The 19222-nt window shown below is 58.9% G+C and carries 19 protein-coding genes; 10 read left to right on the forward strand and 9 right to left on the reverse strand.

The annotated features are described in order from the left end of the window. Positions 1-6 precede the first annotated feature (6 nt). Positions 7-777 (reverse strand): enoyl-CoA hydratase/isomerase family protein, encoded by a 771-nt coding sequence (locus tag IFT84_RS07490; protein WP_192118029.1) that lies wholly within the window; start codon positions 775-777, stop codon positions 7-9. Positions 778-779: 2 nt separating this feature from the next. Next, positions 780-1973, reverse strand: a complete 1194-nt coding sequence (locus tag IFT84_RS07495) for a CaiB/BaiF CoA transferase family protein (RefSeq protein WP_192118030.1) — start codon at positions 1971-1973, stop codon at positions 780-782. A gap of 158 nt (positions 1974-2131) precedes the next feature. On the opposite strand from IFT84_RS07495, the gene IFT84_RS07500 reads away from it, so the two are divergent. From IFT84_RS07500 to IFT84_RS07525, 6 genes are all read left to right on the forward strand, one after another. Further along, positions 2132-3328, forward strand: a complete 1197-nt coding sequence (locus IFT84_RS07500; RefSeq protein WP_192118031.1) for a substrate-binding domain-containing protein — start codon at positions 2132-2134, stop codon at positions 3326-3328. Positions 3329-3408: 80 nt separating this feature from the next. Next, a complete protein-coding gene (locus IFT84_RS07505; protein ID WP_192118032.1) occupies positions 3409-4224 on the forward strand; it encodes an ATP-binding cassette domain-containing protein in 816 nt (271 codons plus the stop codon). Continuing rightward, positions 4214-4975, forward strand: coding sequence for an ATP-binding cassette domain-containing protein (locus IFT84_RS07510; protein ID WP_192118033.1), 762 nt, complete (start codon positions 4214-4216; stop codon positions 4973-4975). The genes IFT84_RS07505 and IFT84_RS07510 overlap by 11 nt, the downstream gene beginning before the upstream one ends. After that, entirely contained in the window at positions 4972-5964 is a 993-nt protein-coding gene (locus IFT84_RS07515) for an ABC transporter permease (RefSeq protein ID WP_192118034.1), read from the forward strand. Before IFT84_RS07510 ends, IFT84_RS07515 begins: the two co-directional genes overlap by 4 nt. After that, positions 5961-6917 carry an ABC transporter permease gene (locus tag IFT84_RS07520; RefSeq protein WP_192118035.1) on the forward strand — a complete coding sequence of 319 codons (957 nt, stop codon included), beginning with the start codon at positions 5961-5963 and terminating at the stop codon, positions 6915-6917. Before IFT84_RS07515 ends, IFT84_RS07520 begins: the two co-directional genes overlap by 4 nt. Positions 6918-6926: 9 nt before the next feature. Then, positions 6927-8042, forward strand: coding sequence for a M24 family metallopeptidase (locus IFT84_RS07525; RefSeq protein WP_192118036.1), 1116 nt, complete (start codon positions 6927-6929; stop codon positions 8040-8042). 65 nt (positions 8043-8107) lie between these two features. On the opposite strand, the gene IFT84_RS07530 is transcribed toward IFT84_RS07525, so the two are convergent. The 6 genes from IFT84_RS07530 to IFT84_RS07555 all read right to left on the reverse strand — a co-directional run bounded on the left by IFT84_RS07530 (position 8108) and on the right by IFT84_RS07555 (position 14319). Further along, on the reverse strand, positions 8108-9157 hold the full coding sequence (locus IFT84_RS07530) for a LacI family DNA-binding transcriptional regulator (RefSeq protein WP_342212842.1): 1050 nt from the start codon (positions 9155-9157) through the stop codon (positions 8108-8110). After that, entirely contained in the window at positions 9154-10245 is a 1092-nt protein-coding gene (locus IFT84_RS07535) for a lactonase family protein (RefSeq protein WP_192118037.1), read from the reverse strand. Before IFT84_RS07535 ends, IFT84_RS07530 begins: the two co-directional genes overlap by 4 nt. 85 nt (positions 10246-10330) lie before the next feature. Further along, positions 10331-11083, reverse strand: coding sequence for an SDR family NAD(P)-dependent oxidoreductase (locus tag IFT84_RS07540; protein WP_192118038.1), 753 nt, complete (start codon positions 11081-11083; stop codon positions 10331-10333). A 3-nt stretch (positions 11084-11086) separates the two neighbouring features. Further along, positions 11087-12280, reverse strand: a complete 1194-nt coding sequence (locus IFT84_RS07545) for an aldose 1-epimerase family protein (protein ID WP_192118039.1) — start codon at positions 12278-12280, stop codon at positions 11087-11089. Between the two features lie 9 nt (positions 12281-12289). Further along, positions 12290-13204 (reverse strand): sugar phosphate isomerase/epimerase family protein, encoded by a 915-nt coding sequence (locus tag IFT84_RS07550; protein WP_192118040.1) that lies wholly within the window; start codon positions 13202-13204, stop codon positions 12290-12292. Beyond that, positions 13201-14319: a Gfo/Idh/MocA family protein gene (locus tag IFT84_RS07555; protein WP_192118041.1), complete on the reverse strand. Its 1119-nt coding sequence runs from the start codon at positions 14317-14319 to the stop codon at positions 13201-13203. Before IFT84_RS07555 ends, IFT84_RS07550 begins: the two co-directional genes overlap by 4 nt. A 213-nt stretch (positions 14320-14532) precedes the next feature. On the opposite strand from IFT84_RS07555, the gene IFT84_RS07560 reads away from it, so the two are divergent. From IFT84_RS07560 to IFT84_RS07575, 4 genes are all read left to right on the forward strand, one after another. Beyond that, the gene (locus tag IFT84_RS07560) at positions 14533-15549 is read left to right on the forward strand and encodes a substrate-binding domain-containing protein (RefSeq protein WP_192118042.1); all 1017 of its coding nucleotides are present in this window, start codon (positions 14533-14535) and stop codon (positions 15547-15549) included. A gap of 118 nt (positions 15550-15667) precedes the next feature. Beyond that, complete coding sequence (nspC, locus tag IFT84_RS07565) at positions 15668-16765, forward strand: carboxynorspermidine decarboxylase (RefSeq protein WP_192118043.1); 1098 nt, start codon at positions 15668-15670, stop codon at positions 16763-16765. Between the two features lie 56 nt (positions 16766-16821). Further along, on the forward strand, positions 16822-18063 hold the full coding sequence (locus IFT84_RS07570) for a saccharopine dehydrogenase family protein (protein WP_192118044.1): 1242 nt from the start codon (positions 16822-16824) through the stop codon (positions 18061-18063). Positions 18064-18244: 181 nt separating this feature from the next. After that, positions 18245-18568 carry a hypothetical protein gene (locus IFT84_RS07575; RefSeq protein ID WP_192118045.1) on the forward strand — a complete coding sequence of 108 codons (324 nt, stop codon included), beginning with the start codon at positions 18245-18247 and terminating at the stop codon, positions 18566-18568. A 143-nt stretch (positions 18569-18711) separates the two neighbouring features. On the opposite strand, the gene IFT84_RS07580 is transcribed toward IFT84_RS07575, so the two are convergent. Continuing rightward, positions 18712-19200: a nuclear transport factor 2 family protein gene (locus IFT84_RS07580; RefSeq protein ID WP_192118046.1), complete on the reverse strand. Its 489-nt coding sequence runs from the start codon at positions 19198-19200 to the stop codon at positions 18712-18714. Positions 19201-19222 lie beyond the last annotated feature (22 nt).

The following is a 19222-nucleotide window of genomic DNA, read 5'->3' on the forward strand; positions in this document are numbered from 1 at the left end:
CATGTTTCAGCGTCGCTGAAACACTGGTGGCCTTTTTTCTTTGAACGCCGCCCGCCCCTCGGCCGCGTCCGCCGTTGCAAAGCAGATGGTTTGTAAATCCCGCTCATAGGCAATGGCTTTTTCCAATGGCATGGATAGGGCAGCTTGCAGGTTCAGCTTTGCCGTTTCGGCGGCGATGGGCGCACGCGACGCAATGATGGTGGCCAGTTCCCGCGCCCGGGTCAAAAGCGCTTCCGGCGCGACGATTTCGCTGATCAGGCCCCAGTCCAGGGCTTTGCGGGCGGGTATGGCATCCCCAGTCATCAACATCAGCGCGGCATTGGACGCGCCGATGGAGTGGCAGAGATGGGCTGCCATGCCGCCGCCGCCAATCCAGCCAAGTTTGATTTCCGGTGCAGCAAATTGCGCTGTTTCCGCCGCAATGCGGATATCGCAGGACATGGCCGTTTCCAGCCCGCCACCCAGCGCATAGCCGTTGACAGCGCAAATGGTTGGCTTCAACAGCGCGCGAAACGCATCGCAATAATCGGGCCGATTGCGAAACTCCCAAGGGGTGCGATAGGTGTCAAGTTCGGCAATATCGGAGCCCGCACAAAAGGCACGCTCGCCAGCGCCAGTCAGGATGACACACCGTATGCTGTCGCTGTCGTTACAGGTCTGAACTGCCGCAACAATGGCCTTCGCCATGTCCGGCGTCACGGCATTCAGCTTCTGGGGACGGTTGAGTGTGATGGTGGCAATGGCACCATCGATTTCAAACAGAATGTCGTCGGTCATGGTTATACGGACCCTGCAAGAACGGCACCGCTATTTTCCAGTTCGGCGATGCGCGCTTCATCATATCCCGCTTCCGCCAGTACCTCGCGGGTGTGCTGGCCTGTGACCGGCGCACCGCGCTCCACTTCTGACGGAGTCTTGGAAAAGCGAATGGGAAAACCGGGGGTCTTGACCCGCCCTTCGGTCGGGTGGTCATACTCCACAAAGGTTTTGTTGTGCAAAATCTGCTCATCTTCGACCAGATCGGCATAGCCATAGACGGGACCGCACCAGATATCGGCAGCGCGCATGGCGTCCAGCCATTCCTGTGATGTTTTAGTCTTCAGCCGCTCGCGGGTTCTGGCAAAAATAGCGTCGCGGTGCGTCCACGTATCCACATCGTCCTGCATGGTCAGAAAACTGTCTTCCCCGATGACCTCACCCAGCGTTTTCAACTTTGGAAACGCCACGATGATGAAGCCGTCGCTGGTTGCAAATGCGCCATAGGGCGAACGGATATAGACATGGGCATGAGGTTCGGCAGACCGGATCTGTGGCTTGTGGCCAACGGTAAACACCGACAGTTCCTGCATCTGAATGGCGGTGATGGAATCCAGCATATTGACCTGCACCAGTTGCCCCTCGCCCGTGCGCTCACGATGCAGCAGGGCAGCCAGAGCCCCTTCGAACGCGGTGTAGGCGGTAATGGCGTCCACCAGATATTGCCCGGCAGCCGTTGGGGCCTCGCCCTCCCGCCCGGCGGACAGCATGGCACCGGACATGCCCTGCAACACCAGGTCCTGCCCCGGACGGTTGACGTAAGGCCCATCTTCGCCATAGCCGGAAATGGACACATATATCAGCCGGGGATTGATGGCCGACAGCGTTTCGTAATCAACACCCAGCCGCTTTGCCACGCCGGGGCGGTAGTTCTGCAGAAACACATCGGCGGTTTTGACCAATTCTACCAAAACTTCCTTGCCATCGGGTGCTTTCAGGTCGATGGCCAGCGAACGCTTGTTGCGGTTGAGCGACAGGAACGACACATTGACTTTGTTGCCCTCCGCGCCGCCAGCCGCCACATGGCGCTGCCACTCGCCCGTCACCGGCTCCACTTTCACCACATCGGCACCCAGATCGCCAAGCCGCTGCGCTGCGAAGGGTCCTGCCATGGCGATGGAGCAGTCCAGCACCCGAAAGCCCGATAAAATTCCCATAGCAAATGCCTCCCGCCGGTTCGTGATTGGCCGGACGTTACAACAAGTTTGTCGAATGTCCAGAGTGAGCGCTAACATTTTATTTGACGACAGCATTCTTTTATGAATAGTTATTTCACCAGTGAGGTTGGCGGGAGGTCGCCATGGGAGGAATGAACATGTCGCAGTCACGCGTAAGGTTAACCCTGTCTGCCGTGTCGCTCAGTGTGGTCGCAATCGCAGCCACGGGCGTACAGGCACAGGATCGGGCAGACGCACTTTCAAAATTGCCGCAAAATCTGCAGGCACTCTACACGGATGCGGTGGAGGTTGGCCCATCGCTCTACGCCGATTTCAAGGCGCCGGCCAAGCCTTGGAAATGGTGTCATTCGGAGTCCTATATGGGCAACCCATGGCGTGTAACCTTCAACGGCGAACTCGCCAGACTGGTTGAAGGGGCGAAGGCCTCCGGCGACGTGTCGGAATTCATTGTGTCTGATTCCAACAATGACATCACCCAGCAGATTTCGCAGATACGTGCTTTTATCGAGCAGGGCTGCTCCGTAATCACCACCATTGCCGGGTCCTCAACCGCGCTGAACGCGGTCATCGAGGATGCACACAAGGCGGGTATTCCGGTGATCACGTCGGCGGGCGCGGTCACCACCCCCCACTCCATCAACGTCATGCACAACCAGAACCTCTGGGGCTACCAGATGGGCAAGGGCATAGCGCAGGCTCTGCCGAATGGCGGAACTATCTTGCAGGTGGAAGGCATTTCCGGCCACCCGCTGGTCCAGCAGGAAAATGCCGGACTGGACAAGGCCGTGTCCGAGGCGAAAGGGTTGACCATCGCCCGCAAGGTCAGCGGCGAGTGGACCGGCACGACTACGAAATCCGCCGTTCTGCAAGCACTGGCTACCACGCCCCAAAACATTGATGCCGTCTGGTCGACCGGCAGCGAAGCCCGGTTTATTGCCGAAGCCTTTCAGCAGGCCGGGCGTCCCCTTCCGCTGATTGCGGCTTCCATTTCCGGTGATGCGCTGGGCTTCTGGAATGCCAATCAGGCGGATTTCAAGTTCTACGGCGGTGAGGTTTCACCCCATGTCGCCGCACAGAATGCGTTCCGCGTGGCCCTGCGGGTGGTGGAAGGGCAAACGCCCATCGTCAATACGATCATCGCACCCATGCCGCTGATCACGCAGGCCGATCTGCCCACCTGGTACAAGGACTGCATGAAGCCGGACTCGACTTCCATCTTCCCGGTCCCGCCCGCCGACCCATTCCCGGAAGATGTGCTGAACGGCTATTTCACCAATGGGGCAGCCACACCGCTCTACGATTTCGCCAAGACACCGGCGTCCTGCACACCGTAACGAGCCGGAGCGCCGCGCGCCTTTGCACGCACGGCGCTCTCACGCGTTGCATTCCCATGATACGCAGAGGCAATACCCGCATGCCGGACACCCCTTCCCCCTCCCGAATGGAAGCGCTGATGGCGTCCCATCTCGGGGCGGCCAGAACCACCTTGCCTGTCAGCACTCTTCAAATCCGGGGGCTGGGTAAACGCTACGGCCAGACCGTGGCGCTGAGCGATGCGACCGTTGCATTCCAGCCGGGCGCCATCCACACCATTCTGGGAGAAAACGGCTCCGGCAAAAGCACGATGCTGAAAATCCTCTCCGGTGTTGTCGCTCCCAGCGAAGGCCGCGTGGTGATGAACGGACAGGACATTCACGCCAGATCGCCCTTTGACATGCAAAGGCTTGGCCTTGCCACCGTGTTTCAGGAGGTGTTGATTGCGCCGCACCGCTCGGTAACGGACAATATTTTTCTTGGCTGCGATGGCTTCATCCGCCGCGCGCATGACCGGCGCAAACGTCTGGAAACCGCACGGGCGTTGATGGCGGCTCTGGCCCGCTTTCCCATTGATGTCGCTGGCAACGCCGGAAGCCTGCCTCTGGCAGCCCTGCAACTGGTGGTGATTGCCCGTGCATTCGTGCGCCTACCATCCATTCTGCTGCTGGACGAGGCGACGGCGGCGCTCGACTACGCGGACCGCGACCTCGTGTTTGACGCCGTTGAAGACTATGCGCGTGCTGGGAATATCGTCGTGTTTATCTCCCACCGCATGGAAGAGGTTCGCCGCCTCTCGGACCGGGTTACGGTGTTGCGCAGTGGCCGCGTCATCGAAACACTGGAGCGTGCCGAGATCAGCAGCCAGCGCCTGCTGGACCTCATGGCACCGGAGGCGCATCTTCATGCCCAATAGACCCACCTTGCTGCGCTACGACGACATTGTGCTAAAGCCCGGACGCCAGCCTGTTTCTGGCACCATCCGCGCGGGCGAAATCATTGGACTTGCCGGGCTGGAAGGCCACGGGCAGGAACAGTTCCTGACAACGCTGGCCGGGCTTGGCGCCATGCAATCCTGCCATGTGGCAGTGCAGACACGGGCGGGCGGCGGTATCCGGCTGGTCAATCATCGGCAAGCGGCTCAACAGGGCGTAGTGTATCTGCCGAGAGACCGGCGCGCGTCCGGTATTTTTCCCGCACTATCGGTGCTGGACAATTTTGGCATTCCTTCCATGCCGCAGTTTTCGTTTGCCGGTTTTCTGAACCGGAAGAAGCAGAAACAACGCCTTGCCGGTTACACGGAGTTCCTCTCGATCAAATATCCTGCCATGTCGGCACCCATCACGGCACTCAGTGGCGGCAACCAGCAGAAAGTCCTGCTGGCACGGCTTCTGGCCCTGTCTCCCCGCGTTATGCTGTTAAACGATCCGACACGTGGTGTAGACCTCAACACGCGACTGAAATTCTACGATGCGTTTCGCACTTTGGCGCGTGACGAACAGATCGCTTTGGTCATTCTGTCCAGCGAGATCGAGGAAATCCTGCAAATCTGCGACAGCGTGTCGATCTTCCGGGACTTCCAGCGCACAGAGGTAATTGCGCGCGAGGACATGAGCATGAGCCGTGTGATGGCAGCCATGTTCGGCCAGAAGGAAGTTGCCCTATGACCCCCACGGAAACAACCCCGCGTGCGGGCGGCGCATGGCGCACGATATTGGCCGCGCGGGCCGATACCCGGCTGGCCGCGCTGCTGTTCGTCGTTCTGCTTGTCATCAATATCGTGCTCAACCCCGCCCGCTTTTCCCCGACCAACTGGCTTTCGGTGCTGGGTCTGGCCGCGCCGCTTTTGCTCGCCTCGCTGGCGGTCACTATTCCGTTTCTGGCGGGTCGCGGCTCCATCGATGTGTCGGTGGGGCCACTGATGGGGCTGATCAATGTGATTATCGTGCAGGTTCTCATCACGTCTGCGGGTATTGGTTCGCCCGTCGTTCTCGTCGCTGCAGCGCTGGTGCTCGGTCTGGCATCGGGCGTGCTCAACGGCTTTCTGGCTGCAATCCTGCGCATCCAGCCGATCGTCGCCACGCTCAGCACCTATTTGATCTATGCGGGCCTTACGCTGGTCATCCTGCCATCTCCGGCGGGCACCGTTCCGGCCTGGCTGTCCGCCTTCTCCGGCTGGCTCTCGTTTATTCCGGTGGGCGCAGCCGTGGTGATCTGGCTTATTATCCGCCGGCTGCCCTATTACGATCTGTTGATGGCGGTGGGCAGCGATGATCGCGCAGCCTATACGTCCGGGGTCAACGTGCCTGCGGTGCGGTTCACCGCCTACGTGCTGGCCGGATTGTTTGCCGGGCTGGCGGCACTCTCGCTCACCGGCCTGATTGGGTCCGGAGATCCCAATATCGGCCCCGGCTATACATTGATTGCCATTGCCGCCGTGGCGCTGGGTGGTGTCAGCCTTGCGGGCGGCGTGGGTGGAATGACGGCGGCGTTTCTCGGGGCTGCAGATATCTTTCTGCTGCAAAGCATGTTGACCGCGTTCAACGTGTCCACCTTCGTCCTGCAGATGACCTACGGCATCGTGCTGGTGCTGGCAGTCTGCCTGAACTCTGAAAAGCTGAAACTTTATTTGCGCAACCGGATGAGGCCGCAATGACCAGAACCCTTGTCAGCAATCGGGCACTGGTTGCCTTCGTTGGCGTCGTCTTGATTTTCGCCATCGGCGCAATGCTCATTCCGGGCTTTTCCAGCCTATTTTCGGTGCGCGCCATGCTGGTGCTGGGCTGCCTGCTGGCCGTGGCGGCGCTGGGACAGACGCTCGTGATGATTCTGGGGGGTATCGATCTTTCCATTCCGTTCGTCATCGGCTTTGCGAATGTCGTTTTCGCTAGCCTCTACGGCAGCGGCGTTCCGGTGCTTTTGATCTTTGCCATCGTGCTGGGCGCGGCTGCTCTCATCGGTGCCTTTTCCGGTGCCATTTCAGCCGCCCTTTCGGTGCATCCATTGATCGTGACGCTGGGCGTCGGCACCATCGTGCAAGCGGGCGTGCAAATCTGGACAAAAGGCTTGCCGACAGGATCGGCCCCGCCATTCATCAACACGTTTGTGTCGCTGGGCGGCTCCGTTGGCCCGCTGCCCTTTCCGTGGCTGGTGCCGTTCACGGTGGTTTTAACCGTCGCCGTCCTGTTCGTCTTGCGCCGCACGATCTATGGCCGAAAGCTGTATGCCCTGGGCTCCAACCCCAAGGCTGCCGAACTGGCGCTGATCCGCCCGGTGGTTCTCTGGGCCATGACCTTTGCGTTGAGCGCCGTGTTTGCCGCCCTTGCAGGCATTTTCCTGCTGGGCTTTACCGGCTCGTCCAGCGCCAATGTGGGTGCGCCCTACCTGTTTCAAACGGTATCGGCAGTGGTTATTGGCGGTACGGCGCTGATTGGTGGGCGCGGCGGCTTCGTCGGCACGCTTGCAGGCGCACTGGTGCTGATAGAACTGCGCACGCTTCTCATCGGCATGGGCCTTTCGGAAGCCATGGTGCAGGCTGCCCTCGGTGTTTTGATCCTGCTGCTGGTGGCTGCCTATGGTCGAGACCAACACATTCGCACGCTGATTTGAGGACCCACCATGGACGAGCGCCTTGCAAAGACCATCGCCGCCATCAAGGCGTCCGGCGCGGACTGGGGCCTGTTCACCAGTCCCGATGGCGTCGCCTACGCCTGCGGCCACATCGTGCCGATTGAAACGGGGCCCTCCCCCTTTGCGGGCGGGCCTGCCGTTGCGATTGTCGGCGTCAACGGCGAATGCGGGTTGGTCATCACCAATCTGGAGGCGGGCACGGAAAGCTGGGCCAACCCCATTGTGACCTATGAGGGGTTCTCCTTTAGGGAGCCGACCGATATTGCAGCCAACTATATCCGCTCGGTCAACGATCTCCTGGTGCGCTTCAACGTTGGCGGCACCCTTGCGCTGGAGCCGCAGAGCTTTCCCTTAAGCCTGGCGGACTCCATCGCCGCGTTCAAACAGGTTTCGGTCACCGCCGCTTTCCAGCAGGTGCGCGCCATCAAAACCACGCGGGAGGTTGAACTGTTGCGAGAGGCGGCGCTCACGGCATCCGCAGGGCAACAGGCTTTCGTCAACGCGGCGCGGGCCGGGCGCACGGAGCTGGACATCTTTGCCGATATCCGCATTGCCATGGAGACACGCGCGGGCGGGCGGGTGCCCCTGACCGGCGATTTCATCTCCGGCAAAGAAAAAACCTCCGCCTTCATGGGTTGGCCGGATACGCGCATTCTGCAAACGGGCGATCCGGTGATCTGCGATCTGGCACCGCGCGTCGGCGGCTACTGGGGCGATAGTTGCGCGTCCGCTATGGTGGGTGAGGCAACGGACGGCTATCGCAACCTGTTTTCCGCTGCGAAATCCGCACTGGAACTGGCTGTCGAGACCGTGCGGCCCGGTCTGATCGTCGGTGATCTGGATCAGGCGCTGGAAGCCCATATTGCCCGCCACGGCTACACCACGGCCCACCACTCCGGCCATTCTATCGGCACCGGCGTGCATGAATGGCCGCGGCTGGTGGCCTATGAACGGAAAGCACTGGAAGCAGGAATGGTCATCATGGTCGAGCCTACAGCTTTCGACCCGGATGTCGGGGGCGTCCGGCTGGAATGGATGCTGCATGTAACCCCGACCGGATGCGACATTCTTACCAACTTCGAGCACCACTGCACAATTTCTTGAATCGGAATCGGTTTAGGATGAAATTACTTTGCGTTTTGGTGGCGCTGTAGTGCGCGCTGCCCTGATTATCCACTCTCGCGTATCATCAGGGTAAAGCCCACATCAATGCGCGTTTGCAATGGCGGATCGCCCTCAATACCGGCCAGCAGCAAACGGCCAGCCTCCCGGCCAATATCAGCGGCGGGCACCGCCACGGTCGTTAACGACGGGATCAGGTGGCGCGCCATTTCAAAGTCACCGAAGCCGGTGATGGCAAGGGTTTGTGGCACCGGTATCGCACGCCGCTGGCTTTCCAGCAGCGCACCGGACGCCAGAATATCGCTTGAAAACATGATGGCGTCAGCGTCGGCAAACGCGTCACGAACCCGTGCCAGCAACAGCGCTCCCGACGCCATATCCAAAGGCAGGTCCGATGCAAGGCAGAGGCGCGGCTCCTCCTGCGGAAAGAGCGTGCGCATGGCGTCCACAAACCCGTTGCGACGCTCGGCAGCGCGGCTGTCGCCCTTGCGCAGCACACCGGCAAACACGATGCGGCGGCGGCCCCGTAATACCAGATGCCGGGCCATCTCGATCATCGCCGCGTTGTTGGAAAATCCCACAAGCCGGTCAATGGGCTTCTCCGTCATATCCCAACCTTCCACAACCGGAATGGCCGCGCGTTTCAAAAGCATAATGCTGTTGCGCGAGTGGTGAGTGCCTATCAGAAAAATGCCATCCGGGCGGCGGCCCAGCAGGCTGCGCAGCACCGCTTCCTCTCTGGCTGCATCGTAATCGGTATTGCCCAGCAAAATCTGATAGTTGGCCGCGTGCAGCACCTCGGAAAAATGCTGAATGGTTTCCGCAAACACCGAGGTTGAGAGCGTCGGGATAATCGCCGCCACCGTATTACTTTTGCTGGATGCCAGATGACTGGCCGCCAGATTATGCACATAGTGGGTTTTGTCGATGGCGGTCTGGATCAGCTTGCGCGTGTCGGGCGTCACTGTTTCTGGAAATCGCAGCGCCCGTGATACCGTCTGCATGGACACACCGGCAGCGCGTGCCACATCCGCCATGGTCACGCCCGCGCCCTTGCGGCGGGACTTTCGCCCAGGCTGGTCGCGCTCCCCTGTCACAAAACAAACAGCCGGATGCAGACCGGCGTGCCCGTCTCGATACGTTTGCCGGTATCGCTGAGCGCGCCGGTCTCGCTGTTGCAGGCAAACAAGGCGATATGGTCGCTGTTCTGGTTTGCGACCAGCACATGCCGCCCGCTAGGGGTGATGGCAAAATTGCGGGGCGTTCTGCCGCCACAGGGCGTGTACCCGATGAATGTCAGCAGTCCCGTCTGGGGATCCACTCGAAAAGCCGCAAGGGAATCATGCCCGCGATTGGACGCGTAGAGATAGCGCCCGTCCGGCGAAAGGTGAATGTCAGCCCCGTGGGTGTCGAATCCGTGTGGCGCTGTCGGCACGGTTTGCAGCAGTGTCAGCGTGTGACCGTCCCACGACAGGGCCGAGACGGTGGAGGTCAACTCGTTGCTGACATAGACCAGTTGGCCGTTTCCTTGCTGGGTAATGTGGCGCGGCCCAGAGCCTTCCGGCAGGTTGACCGCTCCGGTGCGTGCGAGTGCGCCCGTTTCATCCAGCGTATAGATCAAAATCTGGTCCAGCCCGAGATCGGCGCAAAGCCATGCCGTCCGGTCCACGGTCTGGACGATGCAATGCGCATGGCTGCGCTCCTGCCGTTCCGGGTCATGGAGTGCTGCACCCGAATGCGCCGCACCGCCGCTGACGGGTCCAAGACCGCCATCCTCACGGATCGGCAGCGCCACGACGGACTGATCCGGCCCACCCCGCCCGGCGGCATAATTGGCTGCAAGCAAAAACCGGCCGTCCGCCGAGATCGCGTTATAGGCGGTGATACTGCCCTGCGAAACCTGCTTGTTGATATAGGTCAGCGAGGACGCATCTGCGTTAAAACGGTACGCGCTGATGGTGCCTTCTACCCAACCGAAGACTTCAGAGTTGACGTACAAGGTGGCGGTAGCCGCATCCACGCTTAGAAACGTCGGGTTGTCCACCCCTTGTGCGCTGGCCAGCAGTGTCGTCTCAAGCGTATCCTCGTTGAGCAACAGCATCTGAATGCCCGTACCATGCGCATTTTGATAGTACGGGGTTTCCCGCGTTACCGAACCTACGGCCATATAGACAGGTTTGCTCATTTCTCACCCCCGCATGTTAACCAATGATATGCCCTGTGGTCGCGACCAGTGTCAAATCTTGAAGCCAAATCGGGAGGGCAAAGATTCAGGTCATCACCCATCCGCCATCGACATTCAGCGTCTGCCCGCTGATGAACGACGCTGCATCGGACGCCAAAAACAACAGCGCATTGGCAATATCGGCAGGCGTGCCGCGCCGCTTGACCGACTGGTGCTCCAGCACAAACCGCGTATAGCCTTCGGGGTCCGGATGGATTTTCTCCGCATCGGTTGGAAAAGCACCGGGAGAAACCGCGTTGGCCGTAATACCATCGCCGCCAAATTCGCGCGCCCATGCCCGCGCCAGCGCAATCAGCGCGCCCTTGGATTGCACATAGGGTGCAATATTGGCCCAGCCGCCGGAAAACGTAATGCTGGCGATATTGATGATCCGGCCCCATTGCTGCGCGCGCATATGGCCAAGGGCTGCCTGTACGCACACAATGCCCGCATCCACATTGATGCGCTGCACCAGTTGCATCTCTTCCAGAGTGTACTCATCGAACGGGCGTGAGGGGTAGATGGCCGCATTGTTGATAACGATATCGAAACCGCCAACCTCCTGCGACAGGCCATTGAGCGTCTGACGCAGACCGGCCAGATCGGACAGATCGACAGAGCGAAGCGTCAGGCCATTCAAGCCTTCGTTGCTCGCCTGCGCTTGCAGTCGCACAATCTTGTCGGGATTGTTGTCCAGCGCCACAACATGTGCGCCCGCCCGTAAAAATGCCAGCGTGGTTTCGGTGCCCAGACCGCCAGCGGCCCCGGTGTAAAGAATGGTTCTGTTGGCAACTGACATATTTTAACTTCCTGTTCTGTCACGTCCCTCGATCGGCCGGTGATTGCCGGAGGGCGTCGGAAAATCCGCATCCGGTTGCTGGCAGATAGTCGTTATGCGCGCCTCACACGCGGCAATCGCCTGTTTATCCGGCAGAATGCGCAGGGTCGTATCGTAACGGCGTTCCTCACCATGGTCGAGCCAGATCAGTTCACCCCGTTCGCGCGCAGCCCCATGGCCCTGCACATGGTTGGTGGAGGGCTCTATGCCCAGCGCATACTGCCCGGCCTGAAAATTCTGCCATTCGAACATGCAGGGAAACTGGTCCTTGCGCGTTACCACTTCAAACCCGATGGCCAAACGGTCATTGACAAGCGCCACCGCCACCGCACCCTTGTCATCGGCTGCCATGTCATGCTGCCAGACCTGTTCGTGGAAATGCGGCTGCGGGCCGGGCATGGTGCGATACCCCACCCGCTGGCGCGCATAATTGTCACCCGCATGGGCCGCCCACACCACATCGCGCACCGGCGCAAGGTATCGCGACCCGCTGGCGAGGATGGGGTGACCGACATTGATGTGGTAGCAGAACATATGCGGCGTGCGATAAAAGCCGCGATTGACCACCCTGTCCGTGATCGAGATATCATGGCTGCCAACGCGGATTTCGATCCGCCGCGTCAGTTCCAGATGCTCGCCAAAAACAGTGCCCTGTGTCACCACGCCCTCGCACCAGAGGAAGCATTCGTCCCCCTCCCAGCGTTCCCCATAGCCGGACAGCCGCGCCGGTATGGTGCCGATACGCCCGTGAATGGAGTGGCTCACCTTCTTTCGGGGCGTATAGTTATAATGATCGGCAGGCTCGTCATACATGAACAGGATATGATCCAGACCACAGGTCACCATCAGGCCGGAGAAGGACCGCATCCATCCAAGCCCTCCCTCGCCCTCATACTCGTTGAGACCCGGATGCTTGAAACCTGCCGGAGAATGCCAGCCGATGGACACGCCATTGTACTCGCAATCAGCGATATCCATGGCGCGGTCCACCAGCACGGTAAACCGCAAACCATTGCCGCTGCGAAATTCCAGCAGCCGAATACCGCGCTCCACCCCGTCGCCCAGCGTCATCAGCCGCACGCCTGCAAATTGTGACAGACATCCGGCACTGGCCGCCAGATCGCGGCGCGACCGGACCTCTCCGTAAAGTTCAACCATCGTTGCTCCCTAAAGCCCCTGCGCGCGCAGCTTGCCATCCAGGAACGTCTTGGCCCGTGGCACATCGCTCTCGTCCAGATGCTCGATGATGATGGGGATGTTGGGATGTTTTTGCGCCAGCCGTTTGAGATAGAGATCGTAATTCAGCGACCCCAAACCCGGCGCGGGCAGTTCGATCTCGCCAACGCCTCGAAAGGTGTGGCTTTCCAGCGCGTCCTCATCGCCAATGTCAGCGTGCTTTTCCGCCTTGTCATCGCCGGAGCGCTTTACATCCTTGGCGTGGCCAATCCGGATCTTGTCCGACAGGGTATCGAACACCTGATTGAGAATCTCATCCATGCGGTCGATATTGTGCGCCTCGAAATAGTTGGTCGGGTCCATCAACAGGCCAAGACCGGGATGATCGACCTGCGCAAACATCCTGACTGTTTCCTCCACCGACCCCACGACATTGTTCACGTAGGTTTCCAGCAGAAACACGGCACCGTGGTCATAGGCATGCTGCGCGAGATCGGCTATGACCTTGCGGCATTCTTCAAAACCTTCCTCGGTCTTGTTTTTCGGGTGGTGCACCCAGTCGGACTCGGTGTTGTACGTCCCCGTTTCGGAAATGACATAGGGTGTGCCAAGATACTGCGCGTGGGCAATGATTTCCTTGAGGTAGCCAACGCGCTTCTGGCGCTCCGCTGGGTCCGGGTGGATGATGTTGGTGTAGCCGGAAATACACGAAATCGGCAGGTGATGATCGCGGAAGGTGCCCGCAATCTGGCGGCATTTGTCCGGCGTGATCTGGCCAGCGGACACGTCGATATCCTTGAAGTGCATATCCAGTTGCACGGTGTTGAAGTTCAGCGCCCGGATCTTTTGCGCGGTTTCCGTCAGGCCATATGGAAAATAGCCTGTAAATATGCCGGTCTGCATCATGATGATGTCCTCCCTTGGACGTCAGAGCTGGTCGAAATTTCCGAAAGAAAAACCGTGCGCTTTTCGGCAATCGAACGATACGCCGCCTCCACAAGCGCCACGGTCTTGACGTTATCGGCAACGGACAGCGCGGGCGGTTCGCCCGATTTCAGCGCGTACTGCAACTGCTCCATCACGCCGATAAAAGCGTGGGGAAACCACATCGTGTCCCATTGCGGATGGACCCAGTGCCCATTGGTCGTCGTTTGCGACATGTAGGACAGGGTCGAAGGCGACCCGTCCGGCCAGCCGATCGTGCCCTGGGCCACGCCGTCCGTGCCTTCCACGCGCCATTTGATGTAATGATCACTGTCGATGCCCTCGCCCCTCGGGCCTGCCCAGACATCCTCCATCGACACCGCCAGCAGGCCGCCGGGAAAGGTCAGGGTCGATATGGTGATTCCGTCCGTGTGCTCGAATGTGGTGCGCGGATCGCGTCGGGTCACCGTCGAAATCGCCTCCGGCTCACCAAACAGAAACCGCAGCGCATCCAGATGGTGAACGCTCATATTGGCCAGCGTCAGCCGGTCATAGGCCTCCAGAAAGCCCTGCCAGTGCGGCACAGCCCGCATCTCGATGGTTGCCAGCACCGGCTGTCCGAGATCGCCCCGCTCCAGCACCTGTTTCAGCGCCCGCATGGATTGGTCGTAGCGCATATTCTGGTTAACCGACAGGATCTTTCCCGCCGCCTCTGCCTCGTCACGCAGCAGCACGGCCTCTTCCAGCGTCAGCGCAAGCGGCTTTTGGGCCAGCACCCCCTTGATATGCGGTTGCGCCAGCGCCAGCCGGATAAGCTGCGGCTGCTGGTCGGGCGGATAGGCGATATCGACAATGTCGATATCAGCGTCCGCCAAAAGGTCTTCCGGTGTATCGTAGACCCTCTTGATCTCCCAGCGAGCCGCCACGGCTTCCGCCTTCTCGCGGGTGCGCGATGCGATGGCTTTGACGGGAAAACCGGCCTGCCGGTAGGCGGCCAGATGGCATTCCGCCATGATCATGCCCGCGCCGATGCAGCCGATCTGATAATCGCGCACACGCACAATCGGGTCGGGCTGAAGCCCTTCCATTGGTTCCATGGTGATCTCCTCCCACGTGCGCGCCGACGCTGTCACCCGGCTGCACCGTTCTCCCTCCCGGAGAATTCGTGAATGGTGCGAAACATCATGATGTTTGTCAACATCAATTCCAATCATTATACATCAGTATTGGCCTCATTTCGGTTTAGAGCTTGAGCAAGCGAGCCGCAAATGATCAAGTTGTAGGAACCCGTCATAGACAAAGGGCGTAGAGTGCGTTCAACCCTGACTGACATAGCCCGCGAAGCTGGTGTTTCGACGGCCACCGTCGACCGTGTGCTAAACGACCGGCCAGGCGTAAAAGAGCGCACCCGCAACACCGTGCTGACGGTCGCCCGGCGCATTGGCTATTTCGACGGGCACACCACGGCCACCAACGGCAACCAGCGCGTGAAACTGGACTTTGTGGTGCCCGCTGGCACCAACAGTTTCATGAACGGACTGCATCGGCATCTGCTGGCGGAGGCGGCCCATCAGCCGTGGCTGGAGGTCACCATTCACGCCGTTGAAGGCTTCAACCCGGACCGGCTGGCGGCAACCCTGCATGGACTGGCCGGACACACGCAAGGCGTCGGCGTCATCGCGCTCGATCATCCCATCGTGCGCGAAGCCATGCGGGCACTGTCAGCGGCGACAATTCCTGTCATCACGCTGGTGTCGGACATTCTCCACGTTCCCCGCATCGGTTATGTCGGCATCGACAACCGCGCCGCCGGACGGCTGGCGGGCTACCTGCTGGCCCGCCTGTTGGGCAAGGGTGAAAGCCACAAAATTGCGCTGTTTGCCGGTTCGCTCTCCTATCGTGGGCATGAGGAGCGGGAAATGGGCTTTCGCCATATTGTGCGCGAGGATTTTCCGCATCTGGACATCGTCGAACTACGCGAAAGCGGCGATGACAGGGTGCGCGCTTATGAGGAAGCGCGAACGCTGTTGAGCCGCCACGCCGATCTTTCCGGGGTGTACAATATCGGCTCCGGAAACCAGGGCATTGCGCAGGCCATGTCCGAAACAGGCCGCGCCGACCAACTGGTTTTCCTTGGTCACGATCTCACAGATACTACGCGCAGCCTTCTGCTATCCGGCGTGATGGATGCCGTCATCGATCAAAGTCCACGGGTGGAGGCGCGAGAGGCAATTGCGATGCTGGTGCGCGCTATACAGGGTGATGCCGGGGACTATCACCCGCCCCGATTGCAGGTTGTCTTTCGTGAAAACATCCCGGAAATCTGAAGATTTGATCTGGTGTGTAACAAAATTTCCATGATATTGCGCTAATGTTCAAGAAAAATTTGCTCAAGCACTATGGGGAGTCTACATAACGCCTCATACATAAGCGTAGAGAATAAAGATGATTGAAACGCCGTACTATCTGATCGACAAAAACAAGCTTCTGCCTAACCTTGAGAAAATCCGTTACGTGCAGGAAAAGTCTGGTGCCCATGCATTGCTGGCGCTGAAATGTTTTGCCAGTTGGGGCGTTTTCGATCTGATGAGCCAGTATATGGCGGGCACAACGTCGTCATCGCTGTATGAGGTGAAGCTTGGTCGCCAGAAATTCGGCGGTGAGACCCACGCCTATTCCGTGGCCTATGCGGACAATGAAATTGCCGAGGTTCTGGACAACTGTGACAAGATCATTTTCAACTCCATTGGACAATTGACCCGTTTTGCCGACGTATCCAAGGGCAAGGTGCGCGGTTTGCGTGTCAACCCGCAGGTGTCCAGTTCGGATTTCGATCTGGCTGATCCGGCACGGCCGTTCAGCCGTCTGGGCGAATGGGACCCGGCCCGCATCGAAACCGTCATGGACCAGATTTCCGGCTTCATGTTCCACAACAATTGTGAGAACGGTGATTTTGCCCTGTTTGACAGCATGTTGGGCGTGATCGAAGAGCGGTTCGGCGATCTGATTGCGCGGGCTGACTGGGTTAGCCTTGGCGGTGGCATCCACTTTACCGGCGACGATTATCCGCTGGACGCTTTCTGCGATCGACTCAAGGCCTTTGCGGAAAAATATGGCATTCAGGTCTATCTGGAGCCCGGCGAAGCGGCAATCACCAAAAGCACGACGCTGGAAGTGTCCGTGCTGGACACGCTCTATAATGGCAAGAACCTCGCCATCGTCGATAGTTCCATCGAAGCTCACATGCTGGATCTGTTGATCTACCGCCAGAGCGCCAAGATGGAGCCGAACACCGGTGACCACAGCTATATGATCTGCGGCAAATCGTGCCTCGCCGGTGACATCTTCGGCGAATTCCAGTTCGACCACCAACTGAAAATTGGTGAACGTCTGTCCATGGCCGATGCTGCCGGGTACACGATGGTCAAGAAGAACTGGTTCAATGGCGTTAAAATGCCATCCATCGCCGTGCGCCAGCTGGATGGCACGGTTGAGGTGATCAAGCAGTTCACTTTTGATGATTTTGCGGCCAGCCTGTCGTAAGGCTGGTGCGAAAAAGACCCAATCAACACACCATTTAATGGAGGCTTACGTGTGAGATGAAGAAGAATGTCCTTATTATCGGCGCCGGTGGCGTAGCTCAGGTTGTCGCGCACAAATGCGCACAAAACAACGATATTCTCGGCGATATTCACATTGCGTCGCGCACAAAATCGAAGTGCGATGCCATTGTGGACAGCGTGCGCGAGAAGAACAGCATGAAGGTGGAAGCGGGCTTGACTGCCCATGCGCTCGACGCTCTCGACATTGCCGCGACAAAGGCGCTGATCGAGACCACGGGCGTGGAAATCGTCATCAATGTCGGTTCAGCTTTCGTCAACATGTCGGTTTTGCAAGCCTGCATCGAAACCGGCGTGGCCTATATGGACACTGCAATCCACGAAGACCCCGCCAAGATCTGCGAGACCCCGCCGTGGTACGGCAACCACGAGTGGAAGCGCCGCGAACTCTGCGCTGAAAAAGGCATCACCGCTATTCTGGGCGTCGGGTTTGATCCGGGCGTGGTCAATGCCTATGCCAGGCTCGCCAGTGACGACTATTTCGACACGATCACCGATATTGACATTGTCGATATCAATGCCGGTAGCCATGGCAAGTATTTCGCTACCAACTTCGATCCCGAAATCAACTTCCGCGAATTTACCGGCGTTGTGTATTCCTGGCAGAACGGCCAGTGGCAGACCAACACAATGTTTGAGATCGGCAAGGAATTCGATCTTCCGGTCGTCGGCACTTGCAAGGCCTATATGACCGGCCACGACGAAATTCATTCCCTGTCCAGGAACATGGGCGGTGCCGATGTGCGCTTCTGGATGGGATTTGGCGACCATTACATCAACGTTTTCACGGTGCTGAACAATCTTGGCCTGCTGTCCGAGCAACCGGTGAAAACCGCCGAGGGGCTGGACGTGGTGCCGCTCAAGGTGGTGAAAGCCGTTCTGCCCGATCCGTCCTCGCTTGCGCCGGGCTATGAAGGCAAGACCTGCATTGGCGATTTCGTCAAAGGCTCGAAAAATGGCGAACCGCGCGAAGTTTTCATCTACAATGTAGCCGACCACAAGGAAGCTTACGAGGAAGTCGGCTCGCAGGGCATCTCCTACACAGCCGGTGTTCCACCGGTTGCCGCTGCGCTGCTGATTGCATCCGGCGAATGGGATGTGAAAACCATGGTGAATGTTGAGGAACTGCCCCCCAAGCCCTTCCTCGACATTCTGAACCGGATTGGCCTGCCAACCCGCATTAAGGATAGCGAAGGCGACCGCGCTTTGTCGTTCAGCTAAAGCATTTCCAGTGAAAACGAAGGGGTTTTCACGTCGGACAATGCGATAAAACAATGCTAGAGCATTTCCAGTGAAAACGAAGTCGTTTTCACGTCCGGACAATGCGACAAAACAAAGAGTTAGAGCACTTCCGGTGAACACGTGTTTATCGGAAGTGCTCTAGCGGCCGGGTAGGATCGATATGACCAAATCACCGACCTACCCGGATACGCCCGATGGCCGCTACTTTATCGTGCGCGGTCGCCTGTGGCGCAAAAGCAATCCTGCCCTCGACGATGACGAGCGGCAGGTGCTGGTGCGGCAATTGATGGCCGCAAGGCGCGCCGTGCGGGATGCAAAGGGCGACCCGGTTGCCACAGCGGCCGCACGCCAGCACGTGGATCACGCAAAAATAGGGCTTGGCGAGCGTGGGCCAGTTTGGTGGTCGGACGGCGCACCGGATTACAACCGCCATCTGGTGAAGAACACCCCTTATGCCGAATGGTTTGAAACCCTGCCGTTGTAATTCGGGAACCATTCGGGTGAGCAACCGTTTCATAGACGGCTATGACGACGCGGTGCGATTTGGGTCAAGGACTTCCCCGGCAATGACCGGATAGCAAATGACCTGAACACGCCGCGTCAGCCGCTTTCTTTCATCAATATCGATCAGCTATAGCCGCCTTCGGCGCGTTGTACTGCGGCATCTCGCTGGGCTTCGTCGAGGTCCTCCGGTGTTTCTGATGTCCGGGTGACCGGTTTTGACGCCTTGTGATCGTCGGCCTCATTTTCCGATACCGTCAGCTGCTTGGAGTCGAAATAGGCCCGAAACGCAGTAATCTTGTCACCGCTGATCTCCAATACGCTGACACCGCCGTAGTTTACCGGTTTGCCATCTATCGACCCTTCGCTCCGCCATTCCAGAAATGCTGCTCCATCGCCATCTACGATATGCAGAAATTCGGAATGGATGGTCTCGAAGGCTTCGCGGTAACCGCTCCAGAATGCCTCGGCAGGGTTGCCTTCCGTAGCTGCATGTTTGACCAGCGGGTTGGAAAGTTTCGCGTCATCCGAAAACAGCGAGGCGATGGTCTCCACATCCTTGCTCTCTTCCAGACTATGCAGGGCATTTACAAAATCGTCAGTTGTCTTGCTCATTGCAGTGTCCTTTTTTTGATGG

This window comes from Rhizobium sp. CFBP 8762, from assembly GCF_014841565.1.
In the GTDB taxonomy this organism is placed as follows: Bacteria; Pseudomonadota; Alphaproteobacteria; order Rhizobiales; family Rhizobiaceae; genus CFBP-8762.

Bases quoted from the DNA above. Each gene is read 5' to 3' on its own strand.
- IFT84_RS07490 (WP_192118029.1), bottom strand. From the start codon at position 777: ATGACCGACGACATTCTGTTTGAAATCGATGGTGCCATTGCCACCATC.
- IFT84_RS07495 (WP_192118030.1), bottom strand. From the start codon at position 1,973: ATGGGAATTTTATCGGGCTTTCGGGTGCTGGACTGCTCCATCGCCATG.
- IFT84_RS07500 (WP_192118031.1), top strand. From the start codon at position 2,132: ATGTCGCAGTCACGCGTAAGGTTAACCCTGTCTGCCGTGTCGCTCAGT.
- IFT84_RS07505 (WP_192118032.1), top strand. From the start codon at position 3,409: ATGCCGGACACCCCTTCCCCCTCCCGAATGGAAGCGCTGATGGCGTCC.
- IFT84_RS07510 (WP_192118033.1), top strand. From the start codon at position 4,214: ATGCCCAATAGACCCACCTTGCTGCGCTACGACGACATTGTGCTAAAG.
- IFT84_RS07515 (WP_192118034.1), top strand. From the start codon at position 4,972: ATGACCCCCACGGAAACAACCCCGCGTGCGGGCGGCGCATGGCGCACG.
- IFT84_RS07520 (WP_192118035.1), top strand. From the start codon at position 5,961: ATGACCAGAACCCTTGTCAGCAATCGGGCACTGGTTGCCTTCGTTGGC.
- IFT84_RS07525 (WP_192118036.1), top strand. From the start codon at position 6,927: ATGGACGAGCGCCTTGCAAAGACCATCGCCGCCATCAAGGCGTCCGGC.
- IFT84_RS07535 (WP_192118037.1), bottom strand. From the start codon at position 10,245: ATGAGCAAACCTGTCTATATGGCCGTAGGTTCGGTAACGCGGGAAACC.
- IFT84_RS07540 (WP_192118038.1), bottom strand. From the start codon at position 11,083: ATGTCAGTTGCCAACAGAACCATTCTTTACACCGGGGCCGCTGGCGGT.
- IFT84_RS07545 (WP_192118039.1), bottom strand. From the start codon at position 12,280: ATGGTTGAACTTTACGGAGAGGTCCGGTCGCGCCGCGATCTGGCGGCC.
- IFT84_RS07550 (WP_192118040.1), bottom strand. From the start codon at position 13,204: ATGATGCAGACCGGCATATTTACAGGCTATTTTCCATATGGCCTGACG.
- IFT84_RS07555 (WP_192118041.1), bottom strand. From the start codon at position 14,319: ATGGAACCAATGGAAGGGCTTCAGCCCGACCCGATTGTGCGTGTGCGC.
- nspC (WP_192118043.1), top strand. From the start codon at position 15,668: ATGATTGAAACGCCGTACTATCTGATCGACAAAAACAAGCTTCTGCCT.
- IFT84_RS07570 (WP_192118044.1), top strand. From the start codon at position 16,822: ATGAAGAAGAATGTCCTTATTATCGGCGCCGGTGGCGTAGCTCAGGTT.
- IFT84_RS07575 (WP_192118045.1), top strand. From the start codon at position 18,245: ATGACCAAATCACCGACCTACCCGGATACGCCCGATGGCCGCTACTTT.
- IFT84_RS07580 (WP_192118046.1), bottom strand. From the start codon at position 19,200: ATGAGCAAGACAACTGACGATTTTGTAAATGCCCTGCATAGTCTGGAA.